General features: G+C 38.0%; 10 protein-coding genes. 8 read left to right on the top strand and 2 right to left on the bottom strand.

The window, feature by feature from the left end; translation table 11 throughout:
* Window positions 1-234 precede the first annotated feature (234 nt).
* Window positions 235-1722 carry a spore germination protein gene (locus ABDZ63_RS00880; protein ID WP_343781153.1) on the top strand — a complete coding sequence of 496 codons (1488 nt, stop codon included), beginning with the start codon at window positions 235-237 and terminating at the stop codon, window positions 1720-1722.
* A gap of 18 nt (window positions 1723-1740) precedes the next feature.
* Here ABDZ63_RS00880 and ABDZ63_RS00875 read toward each other — a convergent pair whose 3' ends face one another.
* Entirely contained in the window at window positions 1741-3081 is a 1341-nt protein-coding gene (locus ABDZ63_RS00875) for a hydroxysqualene dehydroxylase (RefSeq protein WP_343781152.1), read from the bottom strand.
* Window positions 3082-3261: 180 nt separating this feature from the next.
* Here ABDZ63_RS00875 and ABDZ63_RS00870 point away from each other — a divergent pair, with 180 nt between their 5' ends.
* The 7 genes from ABDZ63_RS00870 to ABDZ63_RS00840 all read left to right on the top strand — a co-directional run bounded on the left by ABDZ63_RS00870 (window position 3262) and on the right by ABDZ63_RS00840 (window position 10058).
* Window positions 3262-3927, top strand: coding sequence for a type 1 glutamine amidotransferase domain-containing protein (locus tag ABDZ63_RS00870; protein WP_343781150.1), 666 nt, complete (start codon window positions 3262-3264; stop codon window positions 3925-3927).
* A gap of 147 nt (window positions 3928-4074) precedes the next feature.
* A complete protein-coding gene (locus ABDZ63_RS00865) occupies window positions 4075-5181 on the top strand; it encodes a mechanosensitive ion channel family protein (protein ID WP_343781149.1) in 1107 nt (368 codons plus the stop codon).
* 366 nt (window positions 5182-5547) lie between these two features.
* Window positions 5548-7104 (top strand): catalase, encoded by a 1557-nt coding sequence (locus ABDZ63_RS00860; RefSeq protein WP_343781148.1) that lies wholly within the window; start codon window positions 5548-5550, stop codon window positions 7102-7104.
* A 279-nt stretch (window positions 7105-7383) separates the two neighbouring features.
* On the top strand, window positions 7384-8145 hold the full coding sequence (locus ABDZ63_RS00855; protein ID WP_343781146.1) for a transporter substrate-binding domain-containing protein: 762 nt from the start codon (window positions 7384-7386) through the stop codon (window positions 8143-8145).
* Between the two features lie 112 nt (window positions 8146-8257).
* Window positions 8258-8920 (top strand): amino acid ABC transporter permease, encoded by a 663-nt coding sequence (locus ABDZ63_RS00850; RefSeq protein ID WP_343781144.1) that lies wholly within the window; start codon window positions 8258-8260, stop codon window positions 8918-8920.
* On the top strand, window positions 8921-9643 hold the full coding sequence (locus ABDZ63_RS00845; RefSeq protein ID WP_343781143.1) for an amino acid ABC transporter ATP-binding protein: 723 nt from the start codon (window positions 8921-8923) through the stop codon (window positions 9641-9643).
* 25 nt (window positions 9644-9668) lie between these two features.
* Window positions 9669-10058, top strand: a complete 390-nt coding sequence (locus ABDZ63_RS00840) for an ectoine synthase (RefSeq protein ID WP_343781142.1) — start codon at window positions 9669-9671, stop codon at window positions 10056-10058.
* 43 nt (window positions 10059-10101) lie between these two features.
* On the opposite strand, the gene ABDZ63_RS00835 is transcribed toward ABDZ63_RS00840, so the two are convergent.
* Window positions 10102-11250 carry a dicarboxylate/amino acid:cation symporter gene (locus tag ABDZ63_RS00835; RefSeq protein ID WP_343781140.1) on the bottom strand — a complete coding sequence of 383 codons (1149 nt, stop codon included), beginning with the start codon at window positions 11248-11250 and terminating at the stop codon, window positions 10102-10104.
* Window positions 11251-11345: the final 95 nt, after the last annotated feature.

Here is an 11345-nt window from a genome sequence, read left to right as displayed (position 1 = left end):
AAAATAACAATACTCCCCTCATATTATACAAGATACACACTAACGAATTTGTTAATATTTTCTTACACTTTCTACAGACTTATACGAATCATAACCAAAATATAAAACCCATAGTTACAGCTCACGCTGAACCATTCCCACTAAACTTAAGTAAACACCACCTACTACCGCATAACTTTTTTGTAACTAATCAATACTATACCTAACATTTAACACTAATAATGGGGTGATTACGTGGGGAAACCTGGGAATCAAGTACCTGTTTCAAAGAATTTCAAAAAGAATATTGAGTATTTACAGAAGGAATTAAGAGTTGAGGATAACTTCGATGTGATTCATCATAAATTAGTTCATGGCGACCGAAAAATGGGGATGTTCTTCATTGATGGATTTGCTAATGATTTATCTCTTATCGAAACATTAAAGAGTTTAAATGATTTAGAAATTGAAGACTTAAAAAAAGACCCCATTACCACATTATCTCAATCCATCATTCCTCACCAAGAGGTTGAGACATCAGAAGATCTAGAAGAAGTTATTGGTCAAGTATTAGCAGGGCAAACCGCTCTAATTGTTGAAAACTGTAAAGAAGTCATCATGGTCGACACCCGTGAGTACCCTATCCGTTCACCAGAAGAGCCCGACCTTGAACGTGTCGTACGAGGGCCAAGAGATGGCTTTGTTGAGACAATTGTTTTCAATGCAGCCCTGATTCGTAGGCATGTCCGTGATCGCTCATTAATTATGGAATACTTACAAATCGGCAAACGGTCTAAGAAAGATATCTCATTAGCTTATATCGACAGTGTTGTCGATTCTGAGTTAGTCGATCGAATCAAGAAAGAACTCGAATACATTGACGTTGATGGTTTATCAATGGGCGAAAAAACGTTAGAAGAATATATATTCGGTAAACGCCTTAGCCCTTATCCTCTTGTTCGTTACACGGAGCGGGGAGACACATCTGGAGTTCATCTATTAGAAGGACATGTTTTAATTTTAGTCGACGGTTCACCTAGTGTCATGATTTGTCCGACAACGTTTTGGCACCATCTACAACATGCTGAGGAATATCGCCAAGCTCCAATAGTGGGGATGTTTTTAAGATGGGTTCGCTTTATTGCAATCTTTGTAACATTATTCCTATTGCCCGCTTGGTATTTAATCGCGACAAACCCTAATCTAGGCGGAGAATACCTTGATTTTATCGGTGCTGAGGATCCTGGTGAAATCCCAATATACTTACAATTCCTCATAGCTGAAATTGGTGTTGAAATATTGCGGATGGCTGCCATTCATACTCCAAATGCTCTTGCTACTGCTTTAGGTTTAGTAGCTGCTATATTAATTGGTGAAATAGCCATTGAAGCTGGTTTATTTACACACGAGGTTGTTTTATATATTGCTGCAGCTGTAATTGGAAACTATGCAACACCAAGTTACGAATTGAGCTTAGCTAACCGAATCTTTCGCCTAATATTCTTATCAGTTGCCGCTGCATTTGGATTAGTTGGATTCGTTGTCGCCGTTACAATATGGCTACTTTTGCTAGTCAAAACAAAAACATTAAATGTGCCATATTTATGGCCATTGATCCCATTTAACCCACGTGCTTTATTCTTAACCTTAATCCGTTCGCCCATCCCATTTAATGATAAAAGACCTAGCATTTTAAATACTAAAGATGATACGCGTCAACCCCCAAAAAGAAAGCTGCTCTAAATCAAAGAGCAGCTTTCTTTATATATTTAATTCCTTCTTCACATTTTTTGAGGCTAATTCTCCTGAGAACACAGCACCTTCCATTGTTGAAAAGAAAGGCTGTTTTGTATAATCACCTGCCAATGTTAAACCAGGTACTACTGTCTTCTGCACTGGTCTAAGCAAATCATGGCCTGGGGCTACAGAGTAAAATTCTTCAGGGTGTTTGACAACACGATAATCGGTGACTTTCCCGTTTATATTTAACCCTATTTTCTCTGACTCTTCATAAACGAGTTGAAGCAGTGAGTCGTCTTTGTAGTCAATATATCGATCAGATGGTCCTATTATAATTGATATCCTTCCTGGAACATGTGTAAATGTTGATCTTGACTGTTCAGAAAAACTAGCTAACGCTGTCCCTGGAGCAAATGTCGTTCGATCATGCTCTAAAGCAGGCTCAGTTAATTCTAGTTGAACCGAAACAGCTGCTGCAGTCGGAAGCTTTAACATTGAATAAAAATTGATTAAATCGATTTGAGATTGGTTTATTATCTGTTTAGCTGCTCCAAGTTCCGTTGCCAATACGACATGTTTAGCTAAGATGTTTGATTCATTTAACGAGACACCTTCCACCCTCTCTTCTTCTGTAATTAAACGTTGTACTTCTGAATTGAGCATGATTTTACCACCAAGATTCTCAAAATGATAAACAAGCGAATTAAACATAACCTCACTCATCCCACCTAAAAATCCACCTATTCTCATTTTATAAAATCGAGATGGTGCTGGTGCTAGAATTCCAAAAAAGACATACGCAGAAAAGCGTTCAGGTGGTGTAAAAAAAATGCCATTACATAACGCTTCTATAAACAGATGAATGGCATCTTTATGCACGCCATTTTGCCTGGCAAACTCCAATATACTCATTTGATCTAGTCTTTTGGGGTCTTTTTTATATTCATTTAAACCTGCTTTAAAAAATGGGGCTAATGATAACTTCGCCTTAGCTGAAAAAGACTGATTGTTCCCTAACATAGCACGGATGAGAGTAAATGGTCCAAATAGCGGTGCCACACCAAAAGTTGTAACATTCTCATGCTTCGGTGATAGCACATCCAATTTGTCTTCCCATGAAACGATATCATTGATGTCCACTCCAGCTTTTTTAAGCAATTTTGGAAGGTGTTTATAATACCCAATCACACGGTGAGAACCCGTTTCCACTAACATACCATGATCATCCCAAGAAGCTGTTCGTCCACCCATATGCGGAGATTTTTCTAGTATGAGTACCTTATAATTGTTTTGGGCAAGCTCAATTCCGCATGAAATCCCCGCTAATCCACCACCAATAATTATGACATCGTATTGATCCATCGACTTTTGCCACCTTTAATTCAATCTGTTTACCATAGATTAACCATCAATATGACTCTTTATTTAACTCATGACAACACTTTCATTTCAGACCTTCACATTACTCACATCATAAGCACAACTTTTGCGTCATATTTTTATCAGATGATATAAATACTAGTACAGAAGGAGGTTTAGCTTATGACAAAGAAAGTACTTATGGTTTTAACCAATCACACTGAAATTACTAACGATCATAAAACTGGTTTATGGTTAGAAGAATTCGCAGTACCTTATATTAAATTTATAGAACAAGGTTATGATATTAAAGTGACAAGCATTGAAGGTGGCGAAGTTCCACTAGACCCAAACAGTATTGAAGAGCGGCCTGAATGGAAAGCAGCTGAAACAGCACTTAAAGATACCGAAAAACTAACAAAGGCTGATGCAGATCAATTTGACGCCGTCTTCCTACCAGGCGGACACGGGACAATGTTTGATTTCCCTGATCACGAAGTTTTACAATATGTCTTACAACAATTCGCCGAGAAAGACAAAGTAATTGGCTCAGTCTGCCACGGTCCTGCAGGCTTAGTCAATGTCACTTATGAAGATGGAACACCGATAGTAAAAGGCAAAAAAATAACAGCCTTTACAGATGAAGAAGAAAAAGAAATGCAATTAGATATACACATGCCATTTATGTTAGAAACAAAACTTCGTGAACAAGGGGCAAATTTCGACAGGGGCGATAAGTGGACTGACTTCTCTGTTCGTGATCACAATATCGTCACAGGTCAAAACCCACAATCAAGTGAAAGTACAGCTATTCGCGTCATCCGAGCAATTGAAGCATCAGCTGTTTAGTACATTAAGCCCCGATATTTAATTCGGGGCTCTTCATTGATCACTTATTATATAAAACTTGATTAAATTAGCTTTCTTTATGTTTTAAGATGTGTATAGTATGATAATAATAGTTTTAAAGTGAAGCTTCACAAAGGGAGAATTGAAATGAATTGGCGATTTTGGGAATACATAAATAATATCGAACTATGGATTGACCTCGGTATAGCTTTCGGGATTCTATTAGTCTTTCTTTTGCTTAGAAAGTTATTTGCTAAGTATGTATTTTACTTCATCCTAAAATTAACGAATAAATCTGGGTCCGACTTACTTAACTTTATCGTTAAATCTTACGAGCGGCCGGTTAGAACACTTTTTGTCATTATTGGTATTTACATTGCAGTTGACTATGTACCATTTATTAATCAGCAAAACGATCTATTCGAAAGCTTAATTCGGTCATCCGTTATTTTAGTCATCACTTGGGGATTATTTAACTTAGCATCAAGCTCTTCTTTATTACTCATGAAAGTGAGTGATAAAGTTAACTTAGAAATTGACCAAATCTTAATACCTTTTATATCTAAAGCCATCCGTTTTATTGTTATTGCGATTAGCTTAAGTATTATCGCACAAGAATTTGGTTATGATGTTAGCGGCTTTGTCGCAGGTCTTGGACTTGGTGGTCTAGCTTTTGCCTTAGCAGCACAAGAAGTAATCAAAAACTTGTTTGGCGGTATCGTCATAATTACAGAAAAACCGTTTACAATGGAGGATTGGATTGAAACACCTAGTATCGAAGGTGTCGTTGAAGATATTACATTTAGAAGTACGCGTGTTAGAACGTTTTCTGAATCGCTCGTAACGATCCCTAACTCTACTCTATCTAACGAGCCAATTACAAACTGGAGTGAGATGGGTAAACGCCGTATATTCTTTAATCTAGGAGTCGAATATACCACACCTAGAGATAAACTAGAGACTGTCGTTAATCGTGTTCGGGACTTATTAGAAAATCATGAAGAAGTCCACCCTGAGACGATCTTTGTCAATTTCGATAAGTATAACGACAGTAGCCTAGATATTATGCTTTACTTCTTTACGAAGACTACTGTATGGGATGAATATTTAGAAGTTAAAGAGGACATTAACTTTAAAATTATGGATATATTAAAAGAAGAAGAAGTGTCAATCGCCTTCCCATCTCGCACTCTGTATCTAGATGCAGAAGAACAAGCAATGAAACGTTTTTCTCAATCTTTTAAAGACGAATAATTAAGGTGCCTCTCTTTAAGAGGCACCTTTTTTAACAGCCCAATCACAATCGGTTGTTATTGTGAAGGGCACAAGTACAAATGTGTAAAATATCAACACCATATAGAACTAAAAAATAGTGATATATGAAATCGCCTGATTATTAGAGAATCAGGCGATTTTCAAGATAATCGGGCGAAATTTTAGATAATCAGGCGAAATTTTAAATATTCGGGCGAACACCTCAATTAATTGGGCGTTCGCTCGATTTCTATTATAGAACGCCTTCACCTTATTTTTCCTCAGTAGAAATTGTCCACTAATTCTAATATCTAGAAAATAACTGTACATACTAACTGAGTGATATTGGAAGGAGGATTTCTAAATATGAAAAATAAAGACCGTAAAAGCGAAAATGAAAAATCTAAGCTCACGAATCAGCAAGGACATCCAGTAACAGACAACCAAAATACAAGAAGCGTTGGAGATCGTGGACCTACTGTACTTGAAAACTATGATTTCCTTGAGAAAATTAGCCATTTTGATCGCGAAAGAATTCCAGAACGAATCGTACACGGACGCGGGGCTGGGGCGCATGGTTATTTTGAATCATACGGAGAAGTAGACGGCGAATCAATTTCTAAATACACTCGCGCTAAAGTGTTTGAGAAAGGGAAACAAACACCTGTATTTGTCCGTTTCTCGACTGTTAATCACGGTAGACATTCACCAGAAACATTACGAGACCCAAGAGGATTTGCAGTTAAATTTTACACAGAAGACGGGAATTGGGATTTAGTTGGGAATAATTTAAAGATCTTCTTCATCCGTGATCCAATTAAATTCCCTGACTTCGTACATGCATTTCAACCGGACCCTGTGACTAATATCCAAGACCCTGAGCGAATCTTTGACTTTATTAGTCAATCACCAGAAGCTACACATATGATTACATTCTTATTCTCACCTTGGGGCACTCCGGCTAACTACAGGCAAATGCAAGGTTCAGGTGTTCATGCGTATAGATGGGTGAACAAAGAAGGGAAAGCTGTATTAGTTAAATATCACTGGGAGCCTGTTCAAGGAATTAAAAACTTGACCCAACAAGAAGCTGACAAAATTCAAGGCATGAACTTTAATCATGCAACACAAGATCTGTATGAAGCAATCGAAGAAGGGAACTACCCTGAATGGGAGCTTTACGTTCAAATTATGGAAGATGGCGAACACAAAGAGCTAGACTTCGACCCACTAGACCCAACTAAATTATGGTATCGCGACCAGTTCCCATGGCATAAAGTAGGTAAAATGGTGCTCAATGAAAACCCGAAAAACTTCCATGCTGAAGTGGAACAATCTGCTTTTGGTACGGGAGTTTTAGTAGATGGGTTAGACTTTTCGGATGATAAATTACTTCTAGGCCGCACTTACTCATACTCAGATACACAACGATACCGTGTTGGACCGAACTATTTACAATTACCAATTAATAGTCCAGTTAAAGGGATACGCACGAATCAGAATGGTGGTCAAATGGATTTTCGAACAGACTATGGTGAAGATAAAAATCCTCATATTAACTATGAACCATCCCTTCTTGGCGGTTATACAGAAGATGAGAACAACGGCCAAGAACACGAACCTTATGTAGAAGGTAATATAGTCCGAGAGCCAATTGAACGCCAAAACAACTTCGGACAAGCTGGCGAAACCTACCGACGACTCAATGATTGGGAACGTGATGACTTAATTAATAATTTAGTTGGAGCCCTCTCACAATGCCATAAAGATATTCAAAACCAAATGATCGAAAATTTCACGAAAGCTGATGAAGAATATGGAAAACGTGTAGCTGAAGGCCTTAATTCCATGCCTAAAGAAGATAAAATGGAAGAAGCCGTCCACGATGCTCAGCAGATGGGACATCCATCTGATCCATACTAACCCTATAAAGCTTTGTACGAAAAAACCGTACAAAGCTTTTTATTTTTATCATATTTTTTGTACAGCCCCCATATTTATTTAAAAAGGAAAATGTGGATTAAACGAAAGAATAACGCAATAAATGTCAGTTATTTTATAAGTGAGCGAGTTGAGCTGCGAAAAATCAGCCCAAATATCAGATAATTCATAATAATGTAGTTTAATGTCATTTTCCAAATCTATCTAGACCGTGAGAAAATATAAACGGTTAAACTATATTTCTAGGGGGTACATATTTAAATGAAAAAGTTAACTGTTTTACTTACTGCAATTGTAACGTTAAGTATTCTTGCAGCATGTGGTTCAAGTGGAGACGGGGAAACATATTCAGTTGCCACGGATGCAAACTTCCAACCGTTTGAATATTTAAATCCAGACACAGGTGAAATGGAAGGATTCGACATTGACCTAGTTAACGCAATCGCTGAAGAGGTAGGGTTTGAAGTAGATTATGAAACAATGGAGTTTGATGGTTTACTAGGTTCTATGAGATCAGGGCGTAACGACTTTGGTGTTGCTGGGATTTCCATCACTGAAGACCGACAAGAAAATATGGACTTCTCAGATAAATACTATGACTCCGGTCTAATCTTAGCGGTACCTATAGATTCTGATATTGAATCAATTGATGATATTGGCGGATTGAATGTAGGTGTACGTCAAGGCTCAACAAGTGAAGACTATTTATTAGACAATACTGATGCTGAGGTTACAGCATTCCCAGAAATCGTAACAGCTTACATGGACTTAGAAGCTGGTCGTTTAGATGCTGTTTTATATGACTTACCTAACGTACAATATTACATTATGGAAAACGCTGAAGATGAATTAAAGATGGTTGGTGATGTTTTAGAGGGTCAGCCATATGGTATTGCATTCCCTCAAGATTCAGACCTAGTAGAACCAGTTAACGAAGCGTTAGCGACTTTAATTGAAGATGGCACATATGCTGAAATCTATGAAGATTGGTTTGGTGAAGCACCACCAGAAGATTTTCAGTAAATAACGACTAAGAGTTTACTAGAAATCAAGCGTAACAAGTACAGCTTGTTGCGCTTTTTTTAAACCTTCTGTCGTAACAAGGCGACCGAGTTTCTAAAGGAGCGAATATTAAATGTTTGAAGCGCTAATGGATTCAGCTTACGTTAAGTCATTACCTTTCTTATTCGAAGGGTTACAGTTAACACTACTCATTACTGTAATTGGTTTAATTCTTGGCTTTATATTAGGAGCAATCATGGGGTTAGCACGACTGTCTAAAAACCGTTTAACTTATGGAATTAGTACCGTTTTTGTAGAAGTTGTGCGAGGAACACCTATCTTAGCTCAAGTCATGTTCATCTATTTCGGATTGTCTGAGGATTTAATTGGAGTTAATATTAGTGGATTAACCGCAGCAATCATTGCTATTACTATTAATGCAGGTGCATATATCGCCGAAATTGTCAGAGGTGCTGTGCACTCGATTGACCGCGGCCAGTTTGAAGCTGGACGTTCACTTGGTTTAACCGAACGTCAAACGATGCGTTACATTGTTTGGCCACAAGCTTTTAAACGAATGATCCCACCATTAGGTAACCAATTTATCATAAGTTTAAAAGATACTTCCTTATTCTCTGTAATTGCAGTAGGAGAACTTTTATACATGGGTAGACAGTATTTCAACGCTACAGCAGAAGTATTTGAAACTCTAGTTATGGTCTGCCTTATTTACTTAATGATTACGATTCCAACTTCATTAATTTTACGTCGTATAGAAAGGAAGTTAGATGTATAGATGATTTCGGTAAAAGATTTACACAAATCGTTTGGTGACCTTGAGGTGTTAAAAGGAATTGATGCTGAAGTTCAAGAAAGTGAAGTTGTCTGTGTGATTGGGCCTTCTGGGTCTGGTAAGAGTACATTTTTAAGATGTCTAAATCTATTAGAAGATATCACATCTGGTGAAGTGAAGATTGAACAAGATATTATTAATGACCCAAACACAGATATAAACCGGGTTCGCTCACAAGTGGGGATGGTGTTTCAACATTTCAACCTATTTCCACACATGACAGTGCTAGAAAATGTTACACTAGGACCCATTAAGGTAAAAGGAACTGATGAACAGCAGGCTAATGATTTAGCTATGAAACTCCTTGAAAAAGTGGGATTAGAAGATAAAGCAGAAGCTTACCCTGATAGTCTTTCAGGTGGACAAAAGCAGCGTGCAGCAATTGCAAGATCGTTAGCTATGGAGCCTAGTGTTATGTTATTCGATGAACCAACTTCTTCTTTAGACCCAGAATTAGTTGGGGATGTGTTAGGCGTTATGAAGGATTTGGCAAAAGAAGGTATGACAATGGTCGTTGTCACTCACGAAATGGGATTCGCACGTGAGGTTGGTGATCGTGTCATGTTTATGGATGAGGGAGTTGTCATGGAAGAAGGCAAACCACAACAAATTTTTGAAAACCCACAAAACCCACGTACACAAGAATTTTTAAGTAAAATTTTATAAACATATCTGAAAGGGGATTCTACTAATGAAAACTGTAAAATTACAAGATGTAATCGGATCAGAAAATGAAGTAAAAGGTGAAAACTGGAAGAGCCGCCGCCTATTATTAAAGAAGGATGGTATGGGCTTCTCACTTCACGACACAGTCATAAAAGCAGGGACTGAAACGCACATTTGGTACCAAAATCACTTAGAAGCTGTCTATTGCATTGAAGGTGATGGTGAAGTTGAAACACTGAAAGATGGGAAAGTATATAAAATCACACCAGGTACTGTTTATTCCTTAGATGAGCATGATGAACACCTACTTCGTGGAGGCAGTGAAGATATGCGCGTCGTATGCGTATTCAACCCACCACTTTCAGGTAAAGAGATTCACGATGAGAATGGTGTATATCCGGTAGATGAAGATTAACATAAAAATAAGGCAACCTCTCTTTAAAGAGGTTGCCTTATTTTTATCCTTTAAATTTACTTGTAAATTTATCAACGAACAAGGCAATTGCACCATCACCCGTCACATTCGCTGCTGTTCCAAAGCCGTCTTGTGCCATGTATAACGCGATCATTAATGCAATGGCCGCTTCAGTAAAGCCTAGCATAGAACCTAAAATACCAATTGCCGCCATAATCGCTCCACCTGGAACACCTGGAGCTGCAATCATAATAATACCTAACATTGCAATCACAGGTAACATTTCAAAGAAGTTTGGAACGCTATAACCATCTAATACTGCCATAACAGCTACTGTACAACTGACAATCGTAATAACACTACCTGATAAGTGAATAGTCGCACTTAAAGGTACACTAAAGTTCGCAACTTCTTCACGGACTTTGTTTTGCTTTGCCTGCTTTAATGTAACCGGAATGGTCGCTGCACTACTCATTGTACCTAAACCAGTAAAGTATGCAGGGAGCATTGTTTTAAGTAAGCTGAACGGGTTTCGACCAACGTAAAGCCCAGCAGCTGTATACTGAAGGATAATCCACGCCCAATGCGTAGCAATCGCAACCACTAATACAATACCGAACACTCTTAACGTATCAAATACGGTCCCTTCTGAAGCCAATTCTGCAAAGATCCCTGCAATAAAGAATGGAAGAAGGGGAATAATCACCTTTACAATGACTAACTCCACGACTGATTTACCTTCATCAAAGACTCGAATGAGCGTTTCACTCTTTAACTTAGCGATCGCAATACCGAATGTGAATGCTAAGACAAGCGCTGTGATGACACCCATTAGTGGGTCAATTGCCAAATCTATGTACCCTTCTAAAGCACTTCCTTCTTCTGGTGCTGAGCGTTCCGAAGCCACCATTGGCATAATTAATGTCGCAATGAAAAATGCTGCAATACCAGCTAAAACAGTCGACGTGTAAGCGGTTCCGACAGTAAGCCCAACTAACTTACCTGAACCTTGTCCTAATTTAGAAACACCCGAGGCGATAAAGAACAGAATAATAAGTGGGATCATAAATTCAATAAATTGCCCAAACAAATCACTAAAAGTAATGAGTGAACGTGTTAGCCACTCAATTCCTATAAGACCAATTACAATACCTAAAATAATACCAGCTACTAATTTGGCGATTAATTTCATATCTTGTTGCTCCTCTCGTGACAATTTTACGAATATTAACTCTTATATTACTCTTTTATGTCTAATTCGACAATGTTATTTAAAATAATCGGAAT

Origin of the sequence: Alkalibacillus silvisoli (genome assembly GCF_039521975.1) — a bacterium.
In the GTDB taxonomy this organism is placed as follows: Bacteria; Bacillota; Bacilli; order Bacillales; family Alkalibacillaceae; genus Alkalibacillus; species Alkalibacillus silvisoli.
Note: the sequence above shows the minus strand (reverse complement) of the source record. Positions and strands in the feature narration are given on the sequence as shown.

What these genes read in the sequence shown, in the direction of transcription:
- ABDZ63_RS00875 (WP_343781152.1), bottom strand. Translation starts at nt 3,081, where the DNA reads ATGGATCAATACGATGTCATAATTATTGGTGGTGGATTAGCGGGGATT.
- ABDZ63_RS00870 (WP_343781150.1), top strand. Translation starts at nt 3,262, where the DNA reads ATGACAAAGAAAGTACTTATGGTTTTAACCAATCACACTGAAATTACT.
- ABDZ63_RS00865 (WP_343781149.1), top strand. Translation starts at nt 4,075, where the DNA reads ATGAATTGGCGATTTTGGGAATACATAAATAATATCGAACTATGGATT.
- ABDZ63_RS00860 (WP_343781148.1), top strand. Translation starts at nt 5,548, where the DNA reads ATGAAAAATAAAGACCGTAAAAGCGAAAATGAAAAATCTAAGCTCACG.
- ABDZ63_RS00855 (WP_343781146.1), top strand. Translation starts at nt 7,384, where the DNA reads ATGAAAAAGTTAACTGTTTTACTTACTGCAATTGTAACGTTAAGTATT.
- ABDZ63_RS00850 (WP_343781144.1), top strand. Translation starts at nt 8,258, where the DNA reads ATGTTTGAAGCGCTAATGGATTCAGCTTACGTTAAGTCATTACCTTTC.
- ABDZ63_RS00845 (WP_343781143.1), top strand. Translation starts at nt 8,921, where the DNA reads ATGATTTCGGTAAAAGATTTACACAAATCGTTTGGTGACCTTGAGGTG.
- ABDZ63_RS00840 (WP_343781142.1), top strand. Translation starts at nt 9,669, where the DNA reads ATGAAAACTGTAAAATTACAAGATGTAATCGGATCAGAAAATGAAGTA.
- ABDZ63_RS00835 (WP_343781140.1), bottom strand. Translation starts at nt 11,250, where the DNA reads ATGAAATTAATCGCCAAATTAGTAGCTGGTATTATTTTAGGTATTGTA.